The following is a 25,358-nucleotide window of genomic DNA, read 5'->3' on the forward strand; positions in this document are numbered from 1 at the left end:
TTCCTGGTCGGGCCAATGCCCTCGCCGTGGGGCCGCCGTCACGTCCCGAACAGGTCCTGTTGTCCGTTTCCCGCACCGGACGAGCGGGGCGGGGTGAGGCCGAGATGTGCCCATGCGGCGGGCGTGGCCACCCGGCCGCGCGGGGTGCGGGCCAGCAGCCCCTCCCGTACGAGGAACGGCTCGGCGACCTCTTCCACGGTCTCGCGCTCCTCCCCCACCGCGACGGCGAGTGTCGACAGTCCGACCGGGCCGCCGCCGAAGAGCTTGAGCAGGGCTTCGAGGACGCCCCGGTCGAGCCGGTCCAGCCCGCGGGCGTCGACTTCGTAGACCTTCAGTGCCGCGGACGCGATGTCGCGCGTGATGATCCCGTCGGCCTTGACCTGCGCGTAGTCGCGGACGCGGCGCAGCAGGCGGTTGGCGATACGGGGTGTGCCGCGGGAGCGGCCGGCGATCTCGGCAGCGCCGTCGGCCCCGATCTCTAGGTCGAGGAGGTGCGCGGAGCGGTGGATGACGCGCTCCAGTTCGGCGGGCTCGTAGAACTCCATGTGCGCGGTGAAGCCGAAGCGGTCGCGCAGCGGGGGCGGCAGCAGGCCCGCGCGCGTGGTGGCGCCGACCAGGGTGAAGGGGGGAAGTTCGAGCGGGATGGCGGTGGCACCCGGGCCCTTGCCGACGATGACGTCGACGCGGAAGTCCTCCATCGCCATGTAGAGCATCTCCTCGGCGGGCCGGGACATGCGGTGGATCTCGTCGAGGAAGAGGACCTCGCCCTCCTGGAGCGAGGACAGGATCGCGGCGAGGTCGCCGGCGTGCTGGATGGCGGGGCCGCTGGTGATCCGGATCGGGGCGCCCATCTCGGCCGCGATGATCATCGAGAGGGTGGTCTTGCCGAGGCCGGGGGCGCCGGAGAGCAGCACATGGTCGGCGGTGGCGCCACGTGCGCGTGCGGCCCGCAGGACGAGGTCGAGTTGCTCGCGGACCTTCTCCTGGCCGATGAACTCGTCCAGGTCCTTGGGGCGCAGGGCGGCCTCGACGGCCTGGTCCTCACGGTCGGCGACCGACCCCACCAGCCGCTCGGCGGCGGGGGTGTCGGTCGGGTCGTCCCAGTTCATTACGTATGCCTCGGGGTCGGGGGTCAGCGGGCGCGGTTGAGGGTCTGGAGAGCGGCCTTCAGCAGCTGACCCACTTGCGGGGTGCCGTCTGCCGCCTCGGCCTGCGGGGCCACGGCGGCCACGGCCTCGTCGGCCTCGCGGGTCGCGTAGCCCAGTCCGATCAGCGCGGCATGCAGTTGGTCTCGCCAGCCGCCGCCGATCGCCGTACCCACCGCGGGTGCACCGATCGGCTCACCGAGCCGGTCCTTCAGCTCCAGCAGCAGCTTCTGGGCACCCTTCTTGCCGATGCCGGGGACGGCGGTGAGCGCCTTCTCGTCGGCTGTCGTGACGGCTCGGCGCAGGGCGTCCGGGCTGTGGACGGCGAGCATGGCCTGGGCCAGGCGGGGGCCGACTCCGCTGGCGGTCTGGAGCAGTTCGAAGGTCTGCCGTTCGTCGTCGTCCGCGAAGCCGTACAGAGTGAGCGAGTCCTCTCGGACCACGAGCGAGGTGTGCAGCTTGGCGGGCTGACCGAGCCGGAGCGTGGACAGGGTGTTCGGCGTGCACTGGACGGCCATGCCGACACCGCCGACCTCGACCACCGCGGTGTCGGGGGCGAGGGCGGCGACCGTGCCGCTGACGAAGGCGATCATGCCGGGCGACCTTTCGATGCGGTTGCTTTTGCCGCGTGCAGGGCGACAGCCTGCTGGAGGCGGTTGTGGGCGGGGGCACGCCAGATGTGGCAGATGGCGAGCGCGAGCGCGTCGGCGGCGTCGGCGGGCTTGGGTGGCGCGTCGAGCCGCAGCAGGCGGGTGACCATCGCGCCGACCTGTGCCTTGTCCGCGCGGCCGCTGCCGGTGACTGCGGCCTTGACCTCGCTGGGGGTGTGCAGGGCGACGGGGATGCCTCGGCGGGCCGCGCAGAGCATGGCCACGGCGCTGGCCTGGGCCGTGCCCATCACCGTCCGCACGTTGTGCTGGCTGAACACCCGCTCCACGGCGAGGAATTCGGGCCGGTGTTCGTCCAGCCACTGCTCGATGCCCTGCTCGATGGCGACGAGACGGTGCCCCAGGTCCGCATCCGCGGGCGTGCGGACCACGCCGACGCCGAGCATGGTGAGGGGCCGGCCGGCGACACCTTCGACCACACCGACACCGCAACGCGTCAGCCCCGGGTCCACCCCCAGTACGCGCACGCGCCCCTCCCTTCGATCGCCTGTTTGTGCAGGCTATCGGGTGCCACCGACAACAGCGGCGGGCCGGTGGGACGTGTCCCACCGGCCCGCCGAATCCGATCGGCCCGCGGCAGCGTTACGCGTCGACCTTCTCCATGATCTCGTCGCTGACATCGAAGTTGGCGAAGACGTTCTGGACGTCGTCGCTGTCCTCGAGCGCGTCGATCAGCTTGAAGATCTTCTTGGCGCCCTCCTCGTCCAGTTCGACCTGCATGGTCGGGACGAAGTTGGCCTCGGCGGAGTCGTAGTCGATGCCGGCGTCCTGGAGGGCGGTACGGACCGTGACCAGGTCGGTGGCCTCGCTGAGGACCTCGAAGGACTCACCGAGGTCGTTGACCTCCTCGGCACCCGCGTCGAGGACGGCACCCAGGACATCGTCCTCGGTCAGCTCGCCCTTGGGGACGATCACGACGCCCTTGCGGTTGAAGAGGTACGACACGGAGCCGGGGTCGGCCATGGAGCCGCCGTTGCGGGTCATGGCGACGCGGACGTCCGAGGCGGCGCGGTTGCGGTTGTCGGTGAGGCACTCGATGAGCACCGCGACGCCGTTCGGGCCGTAGCCCTCGTACATGATCGTCTCGTAGTCGGCGCCACCGGCCTCCAGGCCGGCGCCGCGCTTGACCGCGGAGTCGATGTTCTTGTTCGGGACCAACGACTTCTTCGCCTTCTGGATGGCGTCGTACAGAGTCGGGTTGCCATCGGGGTCGGCGCCACCGGTGCGGGCCGCGACCTCGATGTTCTTGATCAGCTTCGCGAAGAGCTTGCCGCGCTTGGCATCGATCACGGCCTTCTTGTGCTTCGTCGTGGCCCATTTAGAGTGGCCGGACATCTGCCTGTCTCCTTCGCGTAACCCATCTCCGAACGAACTCCCCCAGATCTTAAGGGCCTGGGAGACCTCCAGATCCTACAAGGACTCCGTCGTCCGGTACGCGCGCACCATGTCGACGAACAGGCCGTGCACGCGGTGGTCGCCGGTCAGTTCCGGGTGGAACGACGTGGCCAGCGCGTTGCCCTGGCGGACCGCGACGATGTGGCCGTCGTGCTCGGCGAGCACCTCGGCCGCGGCGCCGACGGACTCCACCCAGGGGGCGCGGATGAAGACGCCCTCCACAGGATCGCCCGCGACGCCCTGCACATCGACCGCCGCTTCGAAGGACTCGTTCTGACGTCCGAAGGCGTTGCGGCGCACGATCATGTCGATGCCGCCGATCGTCTCCTGGCCCGAGCGCGGGTCGAGGATCTTGTCGGCGAGCATGATCATGCCCGCGCAGGTGCCGTAGACGGGCATGCCGTCCCGCACGCGCGCGCGGAGGGGTTCCATCACGCCGAAGAGGACGGCCAGCTTGGAGATGGTGGTGGACTCGCCGCCGGGCAGGACCAGGCCGTCGATCCCGGCGAGTTCTTCGGGGCGCCGCACCGGCCTGGCCACGGCATCGGCCGCGGCCAGGGCGACGAGGTGCTCCCGTACGTCGCCCTGGAGCGCGAGCACTCCGACTACGGGAGCGGTCATCACCAGCCCCGGTTCGCGTAGCGCTCGGCCTCGGGGAGGGTGTCGCAGTTGATGCCGACCATGGCCTCGCCGAGGTTGCGGGACGCGTCCGCGATGATCTTGGGGTCGTCGTAGAAGGTGGTCGCCTTCACGATGGCGGCGGCACGCTTGGCCGGGTCGCCGGACTTGAAGATGCCGGAGCCGACGAAGACGCCCTCGGCGCCGAGCTGGCGCATCAGCGCGGCGTCGGCCGGGGTGGCGACACCACCGGCGGAGAAGAGGACCACCGGCAGCTTGCCCAGCTCCGAGACCTCCTTGACGAGTTCGTACGGGGCACGCAGCTCCTTGGCGGCGGCGTACAGCTCGTTGTTGTCGTAGCCGCGCAGACGGGCGATCTCGTTCTTGATCTGGCGCAGGTGGCGGACGGCCTCGACGACGTTGCCGGTGCCGGCCTCGCCCTTGGAGCGGATCATGGCCGCGCCCTCGGCGATCCGGCGCAGGGCCTCGCCCAGGTTGGTGGCACCGCAGACGAACGGCGTGGTGAAGGCCCACTTGTCGGAGTGGTTGACCTCGTCGGCCGGGGTGAGCACCTCCGACTCGTCGATGTAGTCGACACCGAGGGACTGCAGCACCTGGGCCTCGACGAAGTGGCCGATGCGGGACTTGGCCATGACCGGGATGGAGACGGCCTCGATGATGCCCTCGATCATGTCCGGGTCGGACATACGGGCCACGCCGCCGTCCTTGCGGATGTCGGCCGGGACCCGCTCCAGCGCCATGACGGCCACGGCGCCGGCGTCCTCGGCGATCTTCGCCTGTTCCGGCGTGACGACGTCCATGATCACGCCGCCCTTGAGCTGCTCGGCCATGCCGCGCTTCACGCGCGCGGTGCCGGTCTCGGGCGTCTGGGCGGAGTGGGGAAGCATGCTGGACACGGGTGACCTCGCTCGGTGAAAGAGGGTTTCTGCGAACACCGAGGAAACGCGAGGGGACCAGGCCACAGCAAGGGCCAATGAGGAGCCGGTGGATCGTTTTGCGTGCGGGCGCGGCTACGCGGCCCGCACCACCAGGGCCGCCGGGGGCTCGTCGTCCATCTCGAAGGCCATCGGGAACGGCGCGTGACCGGCCAGCCGGAACCAGCGCACCTTGCGGTGCTCCCGGAGCCTCCGGGCCGCTCCCACAGCGTCGTTGTGGAAGCGGCGGGCCATCGGCACCCGGCGTACCGCCTCCGTGAGTTCATGCGTGGCCGCCTCTCCCCCGGGCGCCTCCCGTACCGCCTCCACCTGCTGCGCCTCGGCGAACACGGCCCTGAGCGCCTGACTCAACTCGCTCTCGGCGACCTCCCGTTGCTCCTCCTCGGCCTGCCGCGCGGCGTGCGCGGCCTCGTACAGGACGATCGAGGCGGCCGGATCGAGCACGCCGGAGGTCGCCAGTTCCTGGGCCACCGAAGCGCGGCGCAGCAGCTGGGCGTCGAGCGCGGCGCGGGTGGCGTCGATGCGGGCGTGCAGCCGGTCGAGCCTGCCTGCGGTCCAGCTCAGGTAAAGGCCGATCACCACGAGAGCGACGAGGATCCAGATGAGGGTTGCGGTCACGGGCGGCAAGGTTAGCCGGGCTCTGTGGAGCAACTGTGGTCAGCGTGTCCGAGCGGAAAGACCACGCGCGCGTGCAGGGTCAGTCGCGCGCCAGCCCCAGCCGCGCCCGCAACCCCGGCGACCGCTCGTCGGCGGCCGCCACCGCCGTCGTCCCGTCCGTCACCGTTTCGTAGACCGACAAGATGTCCGCGCCGACCGTGGACCAGTCGAACCTCCGGACATGGGCGCTGCCGCGTGCCCGCAGCTCGGCCCGACGCTCTGGGTCCTCGAGGAGGCGTACGGCGCCTTCGGCGAGAGCGTTCGCGTCCTCGTTGGCGAACAACTCGCCCGCGCCGCCCTGGTCGAGTACCTGCGCGAACGCGTCCAGGTCCGAGGCGAGCACGGGAGCACCCGCCGACATGGCCTCGACCAGGATGATCCCGAAGCTCTCGCCGCCGGTGTTCGGGGCGACGTACAGGTCGACGCTGCGCAGCAGACGGGCCTTGTCCTCGTCGCTGACCATGCCGAGGAACTCGACCCGGGAGCGCATGTCCTCGGGCAGCGTCTCGACAGCCTCCTCCTCGTCGCCGCGCCCCGCGACCAGCAGCCGAGTCTGCGGACGGGCGGCGAGGATCTTGGGCAGCGCCTTCATGAGCACCGGCAGGCCCTTGCGGGGCTCGTCGATGCGCCCTATGAAGCCGATCGTTTCTCCCTGCCACTCGGGCCGGGGCTCGGCCTTGGCGAAGAAGTCGACGTCCACGCCGTTCGGGATCACCACCGCGTCGCCGCCGAGGTGTTCCACGAGGGTGCGGCGGGCGTACTCGCTCACGGCGATCCGCGCGCTGATCTTCTCCAGCGCGGCCTGGAGGATCGCGTACGCGGCGACCATCGCCCGGGAGCGCGGGTTGGACGTGTGGAAGGTCGCGACGATCGGGCCCTGCGCCGCCCAGCAGGTGAGCAGGCCGAGCGAGGGCGAGGACGGCTCGTGGATGTGGACCACGTCGAAGGCGCCGTCGTGCAGCCAGCGCCGTACCCGCGCGGCCGACAGGAAGCCGAAGTTCAGCCGAGCCACCGAGCCGTTGTACGGCACCGGGACCGCGCGGCCTGCCGAGACGACGTACGGCGGGAGCGGGGTGTCGTCGTCGGCGGGTGCGAGGACGGACACTTCGTGGCCGAGGCGGATGAAGTATTCGGCGAGGTCGCGGATGTGGAACTGGACGCCGCCCGGCACGTCCCAGGAGTACGGGCAGACGATGCCGATTCTCACGGCCGCTCCCCGTCGGACGGTCGGGGTTCCAGGTCGGCGAGCCACAATCGCTGCAGCATGTGCCAGTCCTCCGGATGGTCGGCGATCCCGCCGGCGAAGGCATCGGCCAACGCCTGTGTCATGACAGACGTCTTCTCTGCCTTCGTACCTGCCTCGGGTACCTCGATCGGGGGGTGTACACGACCCCGCATGACGGGCGAGTCGTCGTACCAGAGTGTCGCCGGCAGCAGAAGCGCGCCTGTCTGCTGGGCGAGCAGCGCGGGTCCGGCGGGCATCCGGGCCGCGTCGCCGAAGAACTCGACCTCGACGCCGGAGGCGGACAGGTCACGGTCGGCGACCAGGCAGACCAGACCGCCGTCACGCAGCCGCCGGGCCAGGGTGCCGAAGGCGGAGCCGCCGTTGTGCGGCAGGACCTCCATGCCGAGGCCTTCGCGGTAGGCGACGAAACGGTCGTACAGCGTCTCCGGCTTCAGGCGCTCGGCGACCGTGGTGAAGGGCGTCTCGAGCTTGGTGGTGACCCAGGCCCCGGCCAGGTCCCAGTTGGCCAGGTGGGGCAGGGCCAGGACGACGCCGCGGCCGGAGGAGAGGCCGTCCGTCAGGTGGTGGATGTCCTTGCACTCCAAGCCGTTCCTTATGCGCTCGGCGCTCCAGGCCGGCAGCCGGAAGGACTCCATCCAGTAGCGCAGATACGAGCGCATGCCCACGCGCGAGAGCTCGGCGAGGCGCTCCGGGCTCGCGTCGGGCACCACGCGCGCGTAGTTGCTCTCCAGCCGCCGTACGCTCTTGCCGCGCCGCTTCCAGGCGGCGTCGGCGATCGTGTTCCCCAGCCGTACGGCGACCGGCTCGGGGAGCTTCTTGACCGTGCCCCAGCCGATCCCGTACAGCGCGTCCGTCAGCCGATCCTGGGCGCTCACTTCGCCGCCTCACTCCCCTGGGAGGCATTCTCCCGCGCGGCGGCCTCGTCCGCCTCGGCCGACTCCCGGCGGACCGTGACGACCCGCTGGATCAACGTCACCAGGCTGCCGACGGCGACGACCCACAGGGCGACCGGCAGCAGGTACTGGATACCGGGCACGCCGAAGTCGTGCAGTCCCGCGAGACCTGCGGCGACCAGGGAGATCACCAGCCGCTCGGCGCGCTCGACCAGCCCGTTGACCGCGACCGGCAGTCCGATCGACTCGCCACGGGCCTTGGTGTACGACACCACCTGGCCGCTGGCCAGACAGAAGATCGAGACGGCGCACAGGACGAGGTCGTCGCCGCCGCCCGCGTACCAGAGGATGAAGCCGCCGAAGATCGCGCCGTCCGCGACCCGGTCGAGCGTGGAGTCCAGGAAGGCACCCCAGCGGCTGGAGCGGCCGAGCTGGCGGGCCATGTTGCCGTCGACGAGGTCGGAGAACACGAACAGCGTGATCACGACCGTGCCCCAGAAGAACTCGCCCATCGGGTAGAAGACCAGCGCTCCCGCGACCACTCCGGTGGTGCCGAGGAGCGTCACCGTGTCGGGGCTGACCCCGCGACGGATGAGAAACGCGGCGAACGGTGTGAGGACACGCGTGAAGAATGCACGCGCGTACTTGTTCAGCATGGCCTTCCCGAGGGCTCGGTGTCGCCGGACGGCCCCTGCTGGCTACCGGCTGGCCCATCGTAGCCACGCGCGCGTGTCGGCGACGTCCGGGCACCCGCCACCGGCCGTCGGAGCGGCCGGACCGTCCGCAACAGACGACGGGCGGCCAGATCGCGTCCGTCGTATGGACGCACCGTGACGGGAGTGGAAAGCTCGAAGGACCGCGGGCGTCGCCGGAGCCGCCACCGCACGCGGAGCCGCGTGTCCGCGCCCACAGAGACCTCACCGTGCACGGGAGGCAAGGCCATGGGCGACAAGGCGAACGCACACCCCGGAGCCGCCGGCAGGGCAACAGCGGCCGACCACCCCGCGTCCGTACGGAATGTGGTGCTGGTCGGCCACAGCGGATCGGGCAAGACCACGTTGGTGGAAGCTCTCGCACTCACAGCGGGGGCGGTGAACCGGGCGGGCCGTGTGGAGGACGGCGGCACCGTTTCGGACTACGACGAGATCGAGCACCGGCAGCAGCGTTCGGTGCAGCTCTCCCTGGTGCCCGTCGAATGGGACGGCATCAAGGTCAACATCCTCGACACCCCCGGATACGCCGACTTCGTCGGAGAGCTGAGGGCCGGTCTGCGAGCGGCGGACGCGGCCCTTTTCGTCGTCTCCGCGTCGGACGGGGTGGACGGCTCGACGCGCATGGTGTGGGAGGAGTGCGCTGCCGTCGGCATGCCCCGGGCGATCGTCGTCACGCACCTGGAGGCCGCGCGCGCCGACTACGAGGAGATGACGCGGATCTGCGCGGAGGCCTTCGGCGGGGACGACCCCGACGCCGTACTGCCGCTGTATCTGCCGCTGCACGGTCCGCAGGGGCCCGACGGGCACGCGCCCGTGACCGGGCTGATCGGGCTGCTGTCGCAGAAGCTGTTCGACTACTCGACCGGCGAGCGCAAGGAGTCGGATCCGGATCCGGAGCAGCTGCCGCTGATCGAGGAGGCCCGCAACCGGCTGATCGAGGGGATCATCTCGGAGAGCGAGGACGAGACCCTCATGGACCGGTATCTCGGCGGCGAGAGCATCGACGTCAAGACGCTGATCGACGACCTGGAACGGGCCGTCGCGCGCGGGGTCTTCTTCCCCGTCCTGGCCGCCGCCCCCGCGGCCGACGGCGCCCGGCAGGGCCTGGGCACGGTCGAGCTGCTGGAACTGGTCACCGGAGGCTTCCCGACCCCCCTGGAGCGCGAGGCACCCCGGGTCACCACGGTCGACGGCAAGCCGCGTGAGCTGAAGCTCTGCGACCCGGACGGGCCACTGGTCGCGGAGGTCGTGAAGACGGCGTCCGACCCGTACGTCGGCCGGGTCTCCCTGGTGCGCGTCTTCTCCGGCACCCTGCACCCCGACGAGACCGTGCATATCTCCGGGCACGGACTCGCCGACCGTGGGCACGAGGACCACGATGTCGACGAACGGATCGGCGCCCTGTCCGCACCGTTCGGCAAACAGCAGCGCACGCTCACCCGCTGCATCGCCGGGGACCTGGCGTCCGTGGCGAAGCTGAGCCGCGCGGAGACCGGCGACACGCTCTCGGCCAAGGACGACCCGCTCCTGATGGAGCCCTGGCAGATGCCCGACCCGCTGCTGCCGCTGGCCATCCAGGCGCACAGCAAGGCCGACGAGGACAAGCTCTCGCAGGGCCTGTCCCGGCTGGTCGCCGAAGATCCGACCATGCGGCTCGAGCAGAACCAGGACACCCACCAGGTCGTGCTGTGGTGCCTGGGCGAGGCGCACGCGGATGTCGCGCTGGAGCGGCTGCGCAGCCGGTACGGCGTCCAGGTCGACGTGATCGCGCACAAGGTCTCCCTACGGGAGACGTTCGCGAACAAGTCCGCCGGGCGCGGCCGGCATGTGAAGCAGTCCGGCGGGCACGGGCAGTACGCGATCTGCGAGATCGAGGTGGAGCCGCTGCCGGGCGGCTCGGGCATCGAGTTCGTGGACAAGGTGGTCGGCGGCGCGGTGCCGCGGCAGTTCATCCCGTCGGTCGAGAAGGGCGTAAGGGCCCAGGCCGCCAAAGGAGTTGCGGCCGGATACCCGCTCATCGACATCCGGGTGACGCTCCTCGACGGCAAGGCGCACTCCGTGGACTCCTCCGACGCCGCGTTCCAGACGGCGGGCGCGCTGGCGCTGCGGGAGGCCGCGGTCGACGCGAAGATCCATCTGCTGGAGCCGGTGGCCGAGGTGACCGTCCTGGTCGGCGACGACTACGTGGGCGCCGTGATGAGCGACCTGTCGGGGCGGCGCGGCCGGGTGCTGGGCACCGAGCAGACGACCGGCGCGCGGACCCTCGTACGGGCCGAGGTACCGGAGATCGAGATCGGCCGGTACGCCGTCGACCTGCGGTCCCTGTCGCACGGCACAGCGCGCTTCAACCGTTCGTACGCGCGGCACGAGCCGATGCCGCCGCAGATCGCCGAAAGGATCCGTGAAGAGGCGCGCGACGCCTAGCAGTTGGCGCCGGGCGCACCACAAGTCACCTTGAACGTCACACAAGTGAGCCTGAACGCGACACAAGTGACGTTTACGGAACGCTCCCCTCCGCGTCGGCGACGCGAGTGAGCCGTAGGGGCGCGCCGGAGGCGAACGAGCCTGAAAAGGGTGCCTTCGGCCGTCCGCCGACGGATGTCGGTGCCTGCGGATACGCTGAAGACCTGATCAACAGGTGTGCAGGGCAAGGAAGTCGGGAAGGCCGCAAAAGCGAGAGTCGCGGCGATCGGGGGCGGGAATGACCTTTGACAGCGGCTACGCGGACATCTTCGGGCCGCAGGTGCCGCGCACGGGCGACGGGGACCAGACGGCGACGTTCGCGCTGGCCTCGGCCGCCTACCGGGACAATCTGGTCGGCGACATCAAGAAGGCCGACAACGAATGGCACCAGACCGCCGTCAAGGAGGGCCGCAAGTGGGCGAAGATCTTCCGGCCCAACCTGGGTGAGGCCTTCTCCCGGGCCGTGGTGGACCGCATGCTGGGCCCCGGCCGCAAGCCGCTCATCCAGTCCTTCGGCAGCGAACCACAGGTCATCGTCGAACACTGCCTGGCCGCGAACAACATCCGCAAGGACCGCGACAGACTGCTGAGCCTCGTCATGGTGCTGTGCGGTGTGCTGTTCCTGCCCGGGCTCCTGGTCTGGCTGCTGATCTTCACGCTCCGCACCATCATCGCCAAGCGGGACGACAAGCAGGCCGGCGCGTTCGCCACCGGGCTGCTCGTCGCGGCGGGCGCCCTCGCCGTGATCTTCCTGATCCGTACGCCGTTCTCCGGCTTCTGGCTCTGGTATGCGCGGGCCTGTGTCGTCATGCCGGTGGTCGGCTGGTTCTGGGCCAAGCAGATCTGCGAAGGCACGGCGAAGGACCTGCGGGGGCGGTGGGACAGTCTGCTGGCCGGCAGCAGCGTCGGCGCGAAGGTGCCGGAAGCGGTGCCGAGCAGCCCCGGTGAGACCGCGGCCGAGCAGCTGCGCCAGTCCCTGGCCAAGCTCAGCGCCGAGCAGCAGTCCAACTCCGTGTTCTACGCCGGGCCCAAGGGCATACTCGGCATGGGCACGCGCTGGGGCTCGTGGCAGCTCGCCGAGGACCTGATCCCGGCCGACGCGGACCGGGAGATCCACCCGTTCCGCAGCTGGGACGTCGTCCGGTCCATCCACGACCAGCTGCGCATGCTGGAGCGGAACACACTGAACACCGGCGGCTTCCCCAAGGCGTCCATACGCCACTGGATCGTCACGCCGATCGCGGAGAACGCCAAGGCGGTGTCCCGGCCCGAGGGCACCGACGTGGACGCCTACCAGATCAAGTCGCACGCGATACAGGACATCTGCAACAAGCAGCAGTTCGGCAGCGGTGACCGGCACTACCTGGGTGTCCAGTGGGTGCTCTGGGACGGGCAGTTGGTCATCACCATGCTGATCACGGTGACGGTGCTGCACCAGACGCTGCGCATCGAGGTCACCGGCCACGCCCTCGGCCCGGTGAACGGGCTCTTCACCAGCAAGCCCGAGGCGCCGACCAAGGAAGTCGCCAAGTCGTTCAAGCCGTGGGAGACCCGCACGGTGAAGCTTCCCCTGGTCAACAGCGACGAGGTGGTACGGCTGGCGGTGCGCGCCCCGATCTCCTGGTATCCGCCCCTGCTGAACTGGCTCGGCGGCACCATCACTCTCCCCGAGCCCTTCGGCCTGCGGCACGCGTGGGCGGATCAGCCGTGGCGCCACCGCTTCATGGCCGACGACGCCCTGCGCGCCGCCACACCGGTGCTGCGGGTGGTGCACTCGGCGGCGATCAAGGTGCTGGAGGAGAACGGCGTGGACACCGAGAAGTTCGGCACCAGGTCGGCGTTCCTCAGCACGGCCGTACAGGACCCGATGCCGAGGAAGGCGGACCTGTACGACGCATAGCGGCGGCCGGAGGCCGGAGGCCGGGCCGGGCTCAGGCCGCCGGCCAGGCCTCCGCCAGCATCTTGCGGGTGTCCGCGAGGAGCTGGGGCAGCACGCGCGTGTGGCCGACGACCGGCATGAAGTTCGTGTCGCCGCCCCAGCGCGGGACGATGTGCTGGTGCAGATGGGCGGCGATGCCCGCGCCCGCCACGGAGCCCTGGTTCATGCCGATGTTGAAGCCGTGCGCGCCGGAGGCGGTCCGCAGCGCCGTCATCGCCTGCTTGGTCAGCGCGGCCAGCTCGACGGTCTCCGGATCGGTGAGGTCCGTGTAGTCGGCGACATGGCGGTAGGGCACGACCATGAGGTGCCCGCCGTTGTACGGGTACAGGTTGAGCACGACGTAGACCTGCTCGCCGCGCCTGACGATCAGACCGTCCTCGTCCGACTTGGCCGGGATGGAACAGAAGGGGCAGCCGTCCTCGGCACCGGGGCCGGTCGGCTTGCCCTCGCCCTGGATGTAGGCCATCCGATGGGGCGTCCACAGGCGCTGGAACGCGTCCTGCGTCCCCACTCCCAACTGCTGCTCCGGCTCACTCGTCATGCAAGGAAGCATATGGCTTCGCCCGTTCGCGGCGTGTCGCCGGGGTTGCGCGACCAGCGTCGCGGGCGAAGCTGAGCCGGTGGATGCCGACAGTCCCCAGGGCCGCTGGGAGCGGCGCACTGAAGTGCCCCTCGCGATCGCGTCGCTGGTCTATATCGCCGCGTATGCAGTCCGTGTCCTGGCCCATGGTCTGGCCGGCGTCTGGCAGGACCTGTGCCTCGCCGTGCTGGCCTGCGCCTGGGCGCTCTTCGTCGTCGACTACGCGGTGCGGTGGCGGCTGAGCGGGCGGCGGCTGGGCTTCGTACGGTCGCACATGCTGGACACCGTGGTGCTGGTGCTGCCCCTGTTGCGTCCGTTGCGGGTGGTGCGGCTGTATGAGGCCGTGCAGCGTCGGCACGGCCGGCCACGGCTGGCGCTGCACGCGCGGGTGATCATCTACGCCGGACTGTCGACGGTGTTGCTCGGATTCGCCGGAGCCCTCGCCGTCTACCAGCAGGAGCACGCGGCACCGGACGCGACGATGCGGACCTTCGGTGATGCGGTCTGGTGGACCTGCGCGACGCTCTCCACGGTCGGGTACGGCGACATCACGCCCGTCACACCGGTCGGGCGGCTGATCGCGGCCGGGATGATGGCCTGCGGGCTGGCGCTGCTCGGCGCGGTCACCGGGTCGTTCTCGTCGTGGCTGTTGCAGGTCTTCGCGTACGAGGGCGAAGAACGGCCCCCGGAAAGCTGAACTCCCGGGGGCCTCACGCATGTGTCAGACCTGCGCCCGCTCCTCCACCACCTTCACGATCTTCGCGAGAGCCTCGTCGAAGGGGATGCCGTTCTCCTGCGAACCGTCGCGGTAGCGGAAGGACACCGAGCCGTTCGTCATGTCCTCGTCGCCCGCGATGACCATGAAGGGCACCTTCTGCTTCTGGGCGTTGCGGATCTTCTTCTGCATCCGGTCGGAGGACGAGTCGACCTCGACCCGCAGCCCCCGCTTCTTGGCCGCCGCGGCGAACTTCTCCAGGTACTCGACGTGCGCGTCACCGATCGGGATACCGGTCGCCTGCACGGGTGCCAGCCACGCCGGGAAGGCGCCCGCGTAGTGCTCCAGGAGCACCGCGAAGAACCGCTCGATGGAGCCGAACAGGGCGCGGTGGATCATGACCGGCCGCTGCTTGGAGCCGTCGGGCGAGGTGTACTCGAGGTTGAACCGCTCGGGCAGGTTGAAGTCGAGCTGGATCGTCGACATCTGCCAGGTGCGGCCGATGGCGTCCTTGGTCTGCACGGAGATCTTCGGACCGTAGAAGGCGGCGCCGCCCGGGTCCGGAACCAGCGGCAGCCCCTGCTTCTCGGCGACCTCGCGCAGCGTCTCGGTGGCCTCCTCCCAGACCTCGTCGGAGCCGACGAACTTCTCCGGGTCCTTGGTGGACAGCTCCAGGTAGAAGTCGGTCAGACCGTAGTCGCGCAGCAGGCCGAGGACGAAGGTGAGCGTCTTGTCGAGTTCCTCCGACATCTGCTCACGCGTGCAGTAGATGTGCGCGTCGTCCTGCGTGAAGCCACGCGCGCGCGTCAGGCCGTGCACGACGCCCGACTTCTCGTAGCGGTACACGGTCCCGAACTCGAAGAGCCGCAGCGGCAGTTCACGGTACGACCGGCCGCGCGCGTCGAAGATCAGGTTGTGCATCGGGCAGTTCATGGGCTTGAGGTAGTAGTCCACGCCCTCGTCGAGCTGCATGGGCGGGTACATGCCCTCGGCGTACCAGTCGAGGTGGCCCGACGTCTCGAAGAGCTTCCCCTTGGTTGCGTGCGGGGTGTAGACGAACTCGTAGCCCTCTTCCTCGTGACGGCGGCGCGAGTAGTCCTCCATCACACGGCGGACGATGCCGCCCTTGGGGTGGAAGACCGCGAGGCCGGAGCCGATCTGCTCGGGGACGGAGAAGAGGTCCAGCTCGTTGCCGAGCTTGCGGTGGTCGCGCTTCTCGGCCTCGGCGAGGAAGTCGAGGTGCGCCTTCAGCTCGTCCTTGGTGGGCCAGGCGGTGCCGTAGATGCGCTGGAGCATCGGGTTCTTCTCGCTGCCGCGCCAGTAGGCGGCCGCGTTGCGCATCAGCTTGAACGCCGGGATGTTCCGGGTGGTCGGCAGGTGGGGACCGCGGCAGAGGTCCTTCCAGCACAGATCGCCGGTCTTGGCGTCCAGGTTGTCGTAGATCGTCAGCTCGCCCGCGCCGACCTCGACGTCCGCGCCGTCGTCGGAGGAGGCCGAGCCCTTGAGGCCGATCAGCTCCAGCTTGTACGGCTCACCGGCCAGCTCTTCACGGGCGGCTTCGTCGGTGACCACACGGCGGGAGAACTTCTGCCCGCGCTTCTGGATCTCCTGCATCTTCTTCTCGATGGCCTTGAGATCCTCGGGCGTGAACGGCTTCTCGACGTCGAAGTCGTAGTAGAAGCCGTCCTTGACCGGCGGGCCGATGCCCAGCTTGGCCTCGGGGAACAGCTCCTGCACAGCCTGCGCCATCACATGCGCGGTGGAGTGGCGCAGGATGTTCAGGCCGTCCTCGGAGGAGATCTCGACGCCCTCGACCGCTTCCCCGTCGGAGAGCACATACGACAGGTCCTTGAGCTCGCCGCCCACGCGCGCGGCGATGATCGAGCGCTCGCCGGCGAAGAGCTCGGCGGCCGTAGTGCCCGTCGTCACCGTGCGCTCTTCCCGCTCGGAATCGCGTTGGATGATCACACGGACGTCTGACACCGGTCTCTCCTGACTGAAGGTGGGTGCGGGCGCCGTACCTGGAGCGCGCGCAATACCGGATCGTACCGACCCGGGACGTCCCACCGCGAAATCAGTCCCCGAAATCGGCGTCCAGGCCGGCGTCGTGATCGTCGCCTCCGCAGGCCTCCTCGAAGAAGTCCAGGTTCTCCTGGAGCGACTTCATCAGCCGGTCCCGCTCGGCGTCGTCCACCTGCACCGGTGCGACCCCGGAGGCGCCGGTGAGCCGACGGAAGCCGCCCCGGCTCTCCAGCCGGCCGTGCACCCGCACCGGAAGCCCGACGAGGTGGGCGTGCCCGGCGATGCGGTACGCCTCCTCGTCCAGGGTCAGCCGGATGTGCGGGACCTCGGCGCCCGCGATCACCCGCAGCCGTACGGCGCCCTCGCCGCGCGGCCCCGACCGGCGCATCCGGGTCACCGTCCCGGTGATCCGCACCGGCATGGAGGGTTCCTCGCGCAGATAGCGGGCCCCGGCCTCGCGCAGCACGGGCAGGTCGCCGGGCGAGAACTCGACGGCCTCGGCGCCTGCGGCACAGCCCTCGGGGACCCCGGCGCCGGGCGCCCACTCGACGGCGACGCGGGCGCCCTCGGTGCCACGGACCAGGGTGACGAGCGCCTCGGTCAGTTCACGGCTGACGCCCGCCTCGATGGCGCCGTCGAAGGCGTCCATACCGCCGGTGGCCCGCTGGTAGTCGATGGCCTCTCGGGCGGCGTACAGGGCCTGGTGCAGGCGTACGGCGAGCAGGCGGCCGGTGTCGACGGGCACGAACGCGGTCAGCTGACGGCCGCCGGTTGCGGCGCCGACGAGGACGTTCTCCAGGGACGCGGCGGCGGGGCGGCGGTGCCGGGCGCCGTAGTAGCCGGCACGCGCGCGTGTGGCGAGAGCGCCCGCCAGAAGCATCTGGCGGGCGGCCGTGCGCAGTTGTTCCTCGACCATCCATGGCGCGGCGCCGGCCGGCCCGGTCGGTACATCGCGCCACCAGCGGATCTCGTCGCTGGGCACGGTGAGTCCGACCAGCACCTCGCGGGCGGAGGGCGAGCCGCTGCGGGACAGCGCGACGAGGGCCTCGCCGAGCAGGTCGTCGCTGTCGGGGAAGGCACGGTTCTCCGGCACGAGCAAGCTCATGCCGGCGCCGCCGGGCCCCGGCGGGGTCCAGCGGCCGTAGCGTCCGGCGGCTCCGCCGCGGCGCTGCCAGCCGTGGCGGTGCAGCAGGGCGCTGAGCACGGCGGGGTCGACCTCGCCGGGCTCGGGCGGCCGGTTCCACTGCGCATCCACGGGATGCGGCCGCCCTGGTCGTACCGGCTCCTCCAGCGAACGGTGTGTCATGGCCTGCCTCCCGTCCCGACCCGCGTCATGATCTCGCAGAGCGCCCGGTCGTCGAAAATGCGTGAGGTCGGAATCCGCACGGTGGTCCGGCGCCGACCGGTGATGGCGTGACCGGCCAGGTTGACCCAGTAGCAGCAGTGCCTGAGGTCGAGCCGGTCGTGGCTGGCGCGCAGCCAGTCGTCCTGGGACCGCGGGACGAGCATCACGACCAGGATCTTGTGCACGGACACCGGCGTGCGGGCGAGCTTCGCCAGGTGGTCGTTGTCGAGCGTGAAGGAGAAGAAGCGCCCGGGCGGGTTGGGCGGGATCTGGTACGTCGCTTTGAGCTGCACCTTGATGGTGACTTCGTCGTCGACGGTGTGACCGGCGGCGCTGTGGCTGACGTGCCAGTCGATGCCGTTGTCCGGAAATGGCTGGGACAGCGAACAGCCCGCCGCGGCGGCGACGGCGTGCAGATAGCCCACCTGCAGTGTCTCCATGCAGGCGGTGGTGGCGAGTGAACCGCGATGGGGGCCCGTCCGAGCGGGCAGCAGCCCGCCCCGTTCGGGCTGCGCTATCGCCATGACCAACAGCCTTCCAAGCAAGTGAATCCCCGCGAACGAGCCCGCTGAACTGCAAAGACCCGCACCCCTGTTGTGTCCGGCCCGCGTACGCCGCAAACAGCCCGGGTATCACCAAACAGGCAGAAGACGGTGCGTCAGCTGCCTTGGGTGAACGAGGAGTTGTGTAGGTATGACGTGCTGGTACGAGGGCCCTCTGGCCGCGTTCGACACGGAGACCACGGGCGTGGACGTCGAGACCGACCGGATCGTGTCGGCCGCCGTCGTCGTCCAGGACGCCCCGGGTGCCCGGCCGCGGGTGAGCCGGTGGCTGGTCAACCCGGGTGTGCCGGTGCCCGAGGGGGCGACGGCGGTACATGGACTGACGGACGAGCATCTGCAGCGCAACGGCCGCTGGCCTGCGCCGGTGATGCATGAGATAGCCAGTGAACTGGCCGAGCAGGCGGCTGCGGGCCGTCCGCTCGTGGTGATGAACGCACCCTTCGATCTGACCATCCTGGACCGTGAGTTGCGGCGCCATCGGGCTTCGTCCCTGGACCACTGGTTCGAGACGTCGCCGCTGCTGGTGCTCGACCCACGGGTCCTCGACAAGCATCTCGACCGCTACCGCAAGGGCCGCCGCACCCTCACCGACCTGTGTGCGCACTACGGCGTCGTCCTGGACGGCGCGCACGACGCGTCGGCCGATGCCGTGGCCGCACTGGATGTCGTACGGGCGGTGGGGCGGCGTTTCGCCGCCCGGCTGGAGCGTCTCTCGCCCGCCCAACTGCACACCTTGCAGGCCGTGTGGCACGCGGCACAGGCACGCGGCCTGCAGGCATGGTTCGCCCGCAGCGGCACCGAGGAGGCAGTGGACCCGGCGTGGCCCCTGCGTCCGGACCTGCCGGCGGCGGCGTGAACGAACCACGCGCACACAAAAAGGCCGGTCCGCTCTGGCGGACCGGCCTTTTCCCGGTGGGCGATACTGGGTTCGAACCAGTGACCTCTTCGGTGTGAACGAAGCGCTCTCCCACTGAGCTAATCGCCCGAGAACGGACTGAACAATACAGGTCCCCGCGGGTTTCCATCAAACTGCTTCCAAGTAAGCGGCCAGCCCCCGCCGTCCGGCTCGCATCATCAGCCGGTGGTTGGCCCGGAAGAGGGGCCGTCCCGGCACGGCGAAGCGTCTGAGCAGCGGCTTGCTCACATCGACGACCTGGTCGTAGCGGGCGAGGGTGCCCGCGCCGTGCGCACGGACCGTCCAGCGCGCCCAGCCGTCCAGGTCACCGGACATCTCGATCTCCAGCACCCCGGCCGCACGGTCCCGCACCACCTCACGCGCGGTGAAGGTCAGCTCGTACGGCAGCACGGCCCGCACCCTGACGATGCCGCTGACGTCGTCGATCGCGTCGACCTGCCGGACCTGCGGCCACCAGTCGGGGTAGTCCTCGGCCCGCTCCAGCGCCGCGTACACGGCGGCGGGCGGCGCGTGCAGGACCCACACGCTGCGGAAGCGGTAACGGGACCAGTCCATGCTCCGAGTGTGCCCCCCTCATGGGCACGAGGAGGGCACATCTGAGTACGTTCTGAGTATCCGCACTCATGCCGTACGACGTGACGCGGACCACACTCCAAGGCATGACGCACATCCCACCGCCGGCCGAGGAGTTGCGGCTCCTCGACTGGGAGCTGTGGCAACTGGACGCCCGCCGGGCGCAGTTGCTGGCTCGTAGGGCCTGGCTGGTCGCCGCGCTGCACCCGGACCGGCAGCCGCCCGTCGCGCCGCCTCGCCCCGAGGCCACCGCCCCGCGGGTCCAGAACGTCCTGCTGCTGCTCGGCGGCATCCTGCTCACCCTCGCTGCGACGGCCTTCACGCTGGTCAGCTGGCGGCACCTGGGAGTCACCGGGCGAGCACTGGTGCTCGCCGCGGTCACGGCGGCCGTCCTCGCCGCGCCGCTGCCCCTGCTGAAGCGCGGGCTGCGCTCCACGGCCGAATCGGTGGCGGGGCTGGGACTGGCGCTGACGGTGCTGGACGCCTACGCGCTGCACGAGGTGGCCTTCGCGGGGGCCGACGGGACGAGGGTCGCGGCGGCGTCGGCGGCAGTGCTGGCGGGCCTTTGGGCGGCGTACGGGTTCCTGCCGCGCACGCGTGAGATGCGTCTGCCCCTTCCCGCCGCGCTGGCGGCGGCCCAACTCCCCCTGCTCCTCTGGGCCATCGCGGTCGACGCGAGTTGGTTCACGATCACGGCCGCGCTCCTCGCGACGGCCGGGTTCGACACGGTTGTCGCGCTCCGGGCGAGCGCCAGGCCCGTACGTCTCGTCGCTCTCGGCGGCGCGTACGGCCTCGGCGGCTGGGGCGTATGGACGGCCGGCTGGCTGTGCTGGACGGCCACCGGCCCGAGCGCCGCCGCCCGTGCGGCGGCGCTCCTCCTCCTGGCCGCGGCCCTCGCGCTCGGCGCGGCATGGCAGGCGCCGAGCGAGCAGCGGGCGAAGGGACTCGCGGTCGCTTCGGGGCTGCTCGTCGTCACCGCGGTCGGCGGCGCGCTGCGCCCCGCGCTGCCGGACGCGTGGACCGTTCCGGTCCATCTGGCGTGCGGGCTCGCCCTGTTGGCGGCCACAGCGGCGGGTCGGCTGCCGGAGGCCGTACGGCGGGGCATGGCAGGTGCCTCCGCCGCCGTACAGTCCCTTGCCGTGCTGTGGGCGCTGCCCGCCGTGGCCGTCGCCCTGCTGGCGCCGGTCGGCTGGTCGGGGCACGTGTGGTCGGGTGCGCCGGACTCGGCACGCGACGCGGTCACCGTCGAGACACCGTGGCCGCCGGACACGGCCACCGCGCCCCTCGTCCTCGCCGCGGTCGCCGGGGTACTGGCACTGGCGGTCCGGGAGGCCGCATGGCGATCACGGGCGCTGGACGTGTCCCTGACCCTGGCGTGGGCGGGCGTGCTCGTCCTCCCCGCCACGCTGCAACTGCCGTACACCACAACCCTGTTGATCCAGGGCGCCCTCACCGCCGCCCTCCTGCTCCTCCGGCGGACCACGGCCACCGTCCTCGCCCTCGTCACCTCCCTGAGCCTCGCTTTCCTCGCCCTCGCCTCGGAACCGGCCACCCTGGCGACGCTCGCGTCCCTGACGGCGCTCTTCGCGACGGCCGTACGCAGGCCCCTACCCGCCGCCGCGGCGCTCGCGTACGCCACCGCGCTCGCCGTCGCGTCGGGGGCGGCACTGGACCTGCGGCCGGAGCACACCGCGCTGCTCGTGCTCCTGGTCACGGCGGCAGCCGCACTGCTGGCGGCGTACGTCGACGAGAAGACGACGACGGCCGTGGAGGTGACCGGCGCGGTCGCGGGCCTCGTCGCCGTCGCCCTGGCGGTCGGCGAACCGCCGATGCTCGCCCTGGTACTCGCGCTGGCGGGCGTGATCGCGGCCGGCACGGCACTCCGCCCCGACCGCCGCGCCGCCGGCTACATCGCCGCCGCCCTCTTCGCCGTGGCCACCTGGGTACGGCTGGCGTCCTGGGACGTCACCACCCCCGAGGCATACACACTGCCGGTCACCGTCCCCGCGCTGCTCATCGGCGCCCTGCGCAGGCAGCGCGATCCACAGGCGTCGTCCTGGACGGCGTACGGCCCAGGACTCACCGCAACGCTCGTGCCTAGCCTCCTCGCAGTCTGGGCCGGACAGCAGGGGCCGCGCCCGCTCCTCCTGGGCGCGGCGGCACTCCTGATCACCCTGCTGGGCGCCCGCAACCACCTCCAGGCACCCCTGCTCCTCGGCGGCTCGGTCCTCGTCCTGGACGCCCTGCACCAACTCGCCCCGTACCTGGTCGAGATGACGACCGCCCTCCCCCGCTGGATACCTCCCGCACTCGCCGGCCTCCTACTGCTCGCCCTCGGTGCGACGTACGAGCGGCGGATCCGGGATGTTCGGCGGGTACGGGAGGTCCTGGGGAAGATGAACTGAGCAGAGCTGGTGAATCCCGGTGCGGTACAGCGCCCCGTCAGGGGCGCGGGGAACTGCGCGACCAGCCCCCACCGACCCGCAGCCGGCAAACTGCACAACCAGCGGAGCGCTACGGCATCTTGTTGCCCACCAGCGCCAGGTTCTGGATCGCCGCCAGTCCATACAGCGCGGTGGCGTTGGTGGACACCCACGCCGCCTCACTGCCGGGCACCAGCGCGGTCGGGCCCTCGATCTTCTTGGTGGACCAGTCGGTGGACTCCTTGTAGTCCCAGGCGTCGACGCTGTTGTAGAACTGCCGCCACGCCCGCGCGGCCAGCTGGTCGTCGCCGGTCTGGACGGCGGCGTAGGCGTCCTGCCGTGAATGCCCCTGGAACAGCAGAAGGGAGCCGAAGTCCGAGCCGTAGCGTGCCTTCTGCTCGGCCTTGGTGGCGTTGAAGTAGCGGCAGTAGTCGAGCCATGCCTCCTTGAACTTCGGCATGTCGATCTGGTCGATCAGTTCGGCGCACAGCTCGACCCGGCCGAACATCGACGCCAGGTGCGAGATGTCGACCCTGGGTTCCTTGGCGATCGCGAACTTCCCGGTGTCCAGGTCGTACAGGGCGCTGCCCTGGACGAAGCCGTTGGGCTGGGCGGCGATGGTCTCCATCGTGGACAGGACGCGGGCCTTGGCCTTCTCCCACTTGGGGCCGCGCCGCTCCCACTCGGTGAGCCAGGCGGAGACGAGGCCGCTCCAGTCGGTGCCGAAGCCGATGGACAGGGCGTGGCGGTCGGGGGTGTAGGGCTCGGTGCGGATCTTGCGGATGGGGTCGAGGACGAGGAACGTCTCGTCGGAGTCGACGTTGGCGTGCATGAGGTCGCCGACGCGTTCGTCGGCGGTGAGGAAGTAGTAGTAGCGCCGGTAGGTGGTGTTGGCGATGCGCTGCTGCTTGGCACTGTCCGCGTAGTGCTGGACGCCGTGGCGGGTACCTAGGCCGGCCCACTTGCCCAGGTGGTACACGTCGACCTCGCCGGTGTGCCGGGTCATGGCCTCGGCGAAGCGGAAGATGTCGGCGCGGCCGGAGCGCATGTACGCGAACCAGAGCCACAGGTCGGGCGAGAGTTCGGAGTTGTCCCAGGCGTAGCCGCCGACGTCGTAGCGCCACTGGTGCCGGTCGGTGTCGTAGCTGTGCATGATGTCGCCGTAGTCCCAGAAGCCGTACCAACGGCGCATCTCCACCTGGTCCTTGTAGTAGGTGAAGAGGAAGTCGAGGTGGTCCTCGATCTTCGCCTTGGCGCCGGTGGAGCGGTCGGGCTCGGAGAACAGCTTGCCGAAGACGCCCGCCTTGATGAGCTGCTGGGGCGGGGCGGCGAGCTGCGGGAGTGTCCTGACGGCCTTCACCTGCTCGGCCATCGCCTCGGCGTTCGGCGTGGAGTCGTGGGCCCAGAAGAGGAGTTCGCTGGTGCGGGCGATGCCGTACGGGGTGCCGAAGCCGGGCTCGTAGTCCTCGTAGGTGATGTTGAGGCCTTCGAGCTGTTCGGGGTAGGTGTCCTGGCCCATGCCGTCGTGGTAGAAGCGCAGGTCCATGGGCGGTGCCTCGGGCGACCAGAGCCAGAGGGTGACCTCGGCCTCGTCGGTCTGGGCGTCGCGGATGTCGAGCTGGGCGGGGAACTTCTCCCAGAAGTCCCGCAGCCCGAAGGCGAATCCGCCGCTCGCGCCGCCGACGTACCCGAAGCCGCTGGCCCGTCGGCCGCCTCCCGCGGGGATCCAGCCGTGGCCGTTCTTGGTGCGCTTGCGCACGCCGAAACCGTCGGCGGAGAGTTGCGAGAGGGTGTAGTCGCCCCACTCGGGGATGTACTGGAGGCGCGTGGTGACCCGCTGGTCCCAGGTGGACGGGTCGGGCAGCTTCTTGCCCTCGAACTGGGCCGTGCGCACGGCCGCCCCCGGGTCGCGCCGCAGCCCGGTGATGCCCTTGACGGCCTCGCGCAGCAGCCCGGTGCCCTCGCCGCCGATGCGGATGTGGCGGTCGTACGACTCGTCCCGCATCGGCACGGAGAAGCGCACGCCGATGCCGCGGATGAAGTCGCCGCTTGCCTTGCCCGGCTCCTGCGTCCCGTCGTAGGTGATCGTGTGCACCATGCGGAAGGAATCGGCACCGGCGTAGAAGTACAGACGGATGGAGAACGGCAGCCAACTGCGCTTCCCCTTGCGGTGCTTGCCGTCGATGCGGACGACCGCGCGGACCGGGCCCTCCTGCTCGACGGTGACCCCGCTGATGGCGCCGTCGAAGCGCTCGTACTTCACCGTGCCCTGGTCGCCGTCCTCGATCTCCGGCTGGCGGAGCAGCACGAGCCGGCCGTTGCGCGCGATCTCCGTCGATCCCCGGGTGACGGACTTGACCAGCGTGGCACCGGACTTGCCGATCTTCGCGGCGATGACGCCGGTCGATATGTCGATGGTGCCGCCGCTCTTGTCGACGGTGACCTTGTGCTCGGGGGCGGTGGGCTCGCCGGCGGTGAGCGTGAGCTTGCCGTTGCCCGAACTCACCGCGTGCGCGGACCACTTGAGGGAGCCGTCCGGCCAGTAGGCGATCGGCCAGGACTGGAGGGGCACGGCCTTGCCGTCGGCGTCGGTCAGCGCGAAGGTCTGGTTCGCCTGGTAGGCGCCCTTCGGCCAGGGGACGCCGACCGTGGAGCCGGGTGCGGCGCCGAGGCCGCCGTCCTCCAGCCAGTCCAGGGTCACCGGGTCCGCGTCGGCCGCCTCGGCTCTGGGGGCCGCCGCCGCGTTCGTGCCGAGCGCCCAGCTGAACTGGGCGGCGGCTCCGGCGACGGCGGCAGCCTTGAGGAGGGACCTGCGAGGGATGGGAGACATGAGAGTTCCGCCTTTCCTTTCCATGCGAGTGCAGGGTGGTCAGGGGCATGACACTTCGAAGTACGACGCCCAGGGCGCCGACCTGGTGCGCGGGCACCGCATGTCAGCGGTGCCGATACCGCTCCTCCACGGCAATGGCCGCCGCCGCGACGGCCCCCAGCACGGGGACCGCCAACGGCGCGATGAACCAGGCGGACAGGACCACGACCGCCAGTCCGGCGATGACCAGGAAGGAGCCGGCGGGGTCGAGGACGGTCCGGCGTCCGGCGGCGGCGAGCAGTTCCCGCCAGCGGGCATCCGGCGTCCAGACCGCCGCGGCACGCAGCCCGGCGACCGCGAGCCCGATCAGCGCGAACACCCCGACGGCGCCCACCAGCGGCCCCCCGGGAATTCCGGCGCGCACGGCCTGGACGTCCACCCAGACCGCGGCCGCCGCGAGCCACCCGGCGAGCCCGACGGCCCACCCGCGCCGGACCGCCGCCCGGAAGTCCGCGACGAACTCCCGCCATCCGCCGCCCTCGTGTGCCGTGAGGCGCCGCAGATGCCGGGCACCGGCGGCGAAGGCGGCTGGGTAGGTGACGACGCCGAGCGAGGCGACGGTGATCCACACGCCGGTGAGGAGACACTCGGCGAAGACGGCGAACCGCTCGGCGAACACCGACTCCTTGCGCGGCTTCACACGTACCTGGGCCATCGTG

At 70.6% G+C, this 25,358-nt stretch carries 22 protein-coding genes and 1 tRNA gene; 5 read left to right on the top strand and 18 right to left on the bottom strand.

The features are described 5' to 3' along the window. Positions 1–38 precede the first annotated feature (38 nt). From ruvB to pgsA, 10 genes are all read right to left on the bottom strand, one after another. Entirely contained in the window at positions 39–1,109 is a 1,071-nt protein-coding gene (gene ruvB / locus QQY66_RS07875) for a Holliday junction branch migration DNA helicase RuvB (RefSeq protein ID WP_301978358.1), read from the bottom strand. Positions 1,110–1,132: 23 nt separating this feature from the next. Further along, a complete protein-coding gene (gene ruvA, locus QQY66_RS07880) occupies positions 1,133–1,738 on the bottom strand; it encodes a Holliday junction branch migration protein RuvA (protein ID WP_301978359.1) in 606 nt (201 codons plus the stop codon). Further along, complete coding sequence (gene ruvC, locus QQY66_RS07885; RefSeq protein ID WP_301978360.1) at positions 1,735–2,280, bottom strand: crossover junction endodeoxyribonuclease RuvC; 546 nt, start codon at positions 2,278–2,280, stop codon at positions 1,735–1,737. Before ruvC ends, ruvA begins: the two co-directional genes overlap by 4 nt. A gap of 115 nt (positions 2,281–2,395) precedes the next feature. Then, a complete protein-coding gene (locus QQY66_RS07890; RefSeq protein WP_301978361.1) occupies positions 2,396–3,148 on the bottom strand; it encodes a YebC/PmpR family DNA-binding transcriptional regulator in 753 nt (250 codons plus the stop codon). Between the two features lie 75 nt (positions 3,149–3,223). Further along, a complete protein-coding gene (gene pdxT / locus QQY66_RS07895) occupies positions 3,224–3,829 on the bottom strand; it encodes a pyridoxal 5'-phosphate synthase glutaminase subunit PdxT (protein ID WP_301978362.1) in 606 nt (201 codons plus the stop codon). Continuing rightward, positions 3,829–4,734: a pyridoxal 5'-phosphate synthase lyase subunit PdxS gene (pdxS, locus tag QQY66_RS07900; RefSeq protein WP_301987223.1), complete on the bottom strand. Its 906-nt coding sequence runs from the start codon at positions 4,732–4,734 to the stop codon at positions 3,829–3,831. Before pdxS ends, pdxT begins: the two co-directional genes overlap by 1 nt. Before the next feature lie 123 nt (positions 4,735–4,857). Then, entirely contained in the window at positions 4,858–5,400 is a 543-nt protein-coding gene (locus QQY66_RS07905) for a hypothetical protein (RefSeq protein WP_301978363.1), read from the bottom strand. A 79-nt stretch (positions 5,401–5,479) separates the two neighbouring features. Further along, on the bottom strand, positions 5,480–6,646 hold the full coding sequence (locus QQY66_RS07910; protein ID WP_301978364.1) for a glycosyltransferase family 4 protein: 1,167 nt from the start codon (positions 6,644–6,646) through the stop codon (positions 5,480–5,482). Continuing rightward, entirely contained in the window at positions 6,643–7,560 is a 918-nt protein-coding gene (locus QQY66_RS07915; protein WP_301978365.1) for a phosphatidylinositol mannoside acyltransferase, read from the bottom strand. The genes QQY66_RS07910 and QQY66_RS07915 overlap by 4 nt, the downstream gene beginning before the upstream one ends. Beyond that, the gene (pgsA, locus tag QQY66_RS07920) at positions 7,557–8,234 is read right to left on the bottom strand and encodes a phosphatidylinositol phosphate synthase (protein WP_301978366.1); all 678 of its coding nucleotides are present in this window, start codon (positions 8,232–8,234) and stop codon (positions 7,557–7,559) included. Before pgsA ends, QQY66_RS07915 begins: the two co-directional genes overlap by 4 nt. Before the next feature lie 285 nt (positions 8,235–8,519). Here pgsA and QQY66_RS07925 point away from each other — a divergent pair, with 285 nt between their 5' ends. Both QQY66_RS07925 and QQY66_RS07930 read left to right on the top strand, forming a co-directional pair. Further along, positions 8,520–10,715 carry an elongation factor G-like protein EF-G2 gene (locus tag QQY66_RS07925; protein WP_301978367.1) on the top strand — a complete coding sequence of 732 codons (2,196 nt, stop codon included), beginning with the start codon at positions 8,520–8,522 and terminating at the stop codon, positions 10,713–10,715. Between the two features lie 277 nt (positions 10,716–10,992). Then, positions 10,993–12,654 (top strand): hypothetical protein, encoded by a 1,662-nt coding sequence (locus tag QQY66_RS07930; RefSeq protein WP_301978368.1) that lies wholly within the window; start codon positions 10,993–10,995, stop codon positions 12,652–12,654. A 31-nt stretch (positions 12,655–12,685) separates the two neighbouring features. Here the strand turns inward: QQY66_RS07930 and QQY66_RS07935 are convergent, their stop codons facing one another. Further along, positions 12,686–13,246: an HIT domain-containing protein gene (locus tag QQY66_RS07935; protein ID WP_301978369.1), complete on the bottom strand. Its 561-nt coding sequence runs from the start codon at positions 13,244–13,246 to the stop codon at positions 12,686–12,688. Between the two features lie 67 nt (positions 13,247–13,313). On the opposite strand from QQY66_RS07935, the gene QQY66_RS07940 reads away from it, so the two are divergent. After that, the gene (locus QQY66_RS07940; RefSeq protein WP_301978370.1) at positions 13,314–13,970 is read left to right on the top strand and encodes a potassium channel family protein; all 657 of its coding nucleotides are present in this window, start codon (positions 13,314–13,316) and stop codon (positions 13,968–13,970) included. 24 nt (positions 13,971–13,994) lie between these two features. Here QQY66_RS07940 and thrS read toward each other — a convergent pair whose 3' ends face one another. The 3 genes from thrS to QQY66_RS07955 all read right to left on the bottom strand — a co-directional run bounded on the left by thrS (position 13,995) and on the right by QQY66_RS07955 (position 17,879). Then, positions 13,995–15,971 (bottom strand): threonine--tRNA ligase, encoded by a 1,977-nt coding sequence (gene thrS, locus QQY66_RS07945; RefSeq protein ID WP_301978371.1) that lies wholly within the window; start codon positions 15,969–15,971, stop codon positions 13,995–13,997. A gap of 91 nt (positions 15,972–16,062) precedes the next feature. Beyond that, a complete protein-coding gene (locus QQY66_RS07950; protein WP_301978372.1) occupies positions 16,063–17,316 on the bottom strand; it encodes a hypothetical protein in 1,254 nt (417 codons plus the stop codon). Continuing rightward, complete coding sequence (locus QQY66_RS07955) at positions 17,313–17,879, bottom strand: DUF4365 domain-containing protein (RefSeq protein WP_301978373.1); 567 nt, start codon at positions 17,877–17,879, stop codon at positions 17,313–17,315. The genes QQY66_RS07950 and QQY66_RS07955 overlap by 4 nt, the downstream gene beginning before the upstream one ends. Before the next feature lie 169 nt (positions 17,880–18,048). On the opposite strand from QQY66_RS07955, the gene QQY66_RS07960 reads away from it, so the two are divergent. After that, the gene (locus QQY66_RS07960) at positions 18,049–18,774 is read left to right on the top strand and encodes a 3'-5' exonuclease (RefSeq protein WP_210580506.1); all 726 of its coding nucleotides are present in this window, start codon (positions 18,049–18,051) and stop codon (positions 18,772–18,774) included. Between the two features lie 57 nt (positions 18,775–18,831). Here the strand turns inward: QQY66_RS07960 and QQY66_RS07965 are convergent. Both QQY66_RS07965 and QQY66_RS07970 read right to left on the bottom strand, forming a co-directional pair. Continuing rightward, positions 18,832–18,903: transfer RNA gene (locus QQY66_RS07965), tRNA-Val, on the bottom strand. 39 nt (positions 18,904–18,942) lie between these two features. Then, positions 18,943–19,389 carry an SRPBCC family protein gene (locus QQY66_RS07970; RefSeq protein WP_301978374.1) on the bottom strand — a complete coding sequence of 149 codons (447 nt, stop codon included), beginning with the start codon at positions 19,387–19,389 and terminating at the stop codon, positions 18,943–18,945. A gap of 104 nt (positions 19,390–19,493) precedes the next feature. Here QQY66_RS07970 and QQY66_RS07975 point away from each other — a divergent pair, with 104 nt between their 5' ends. Further along, the gene (locus QQY66_RS07975) at positions 19,494–21,812 is read left to right on the top strand and encodes an SCO7613 C-terminal domain-containing membrane protein (RefSeq protein WP_301978375.1); all 2,319 of its coding nucleotides are present in this window, start codon (positions 19,494–19,496) and stop codon (positions 21,810–21,812) included. Between the two features lie 109 nt (positions 21,813–21,921). Here the strand turns inward: QQY66_RS07975 and QQY66_RS07980 are convergent, their stop codons facing one another. Both QQY66_RS07980 and QQY66_RS07985 read right to left on the bottom strand, forming a co-directional pair. Beyond that, positions 21,922–24,660 carry a Tat pathway signal sequence domain protein gene (locus QQY66_RS07980; RefSeq protein WP_301978376.1) on the bottom strand — a complete coding sequence of 913 codons (2,739 nt, stop codon included), beginning with the start codon at positions 24,658–24,660 and terminating at the stop codon, positions 21,922–21,924. Positions 24,661–24,763: 103 nt separating this feature from the next. Beyond that, on the bottom strand, positions 24,764–25,354 hold the full coding sequence (locus QQY66_RS07985; RefSeq protein ID WP_301978377.1) for a hypothetical protein: 591 nt from the start codon (positions 25,352–25,354) through the stop codon (positions 24,764–24,766). Between the last annotated feature and the right edge of the window lie 4 nt (positions 25,355–25,358).

Source organism: Streptomyces sp. DG2A-72 (genome assembly GCF_030499575.1).
GTDB lineage: Bacteria > Actinomycetota > Actinomycetes > Streptomycetales > Streptomycetaceae > Streptomyces.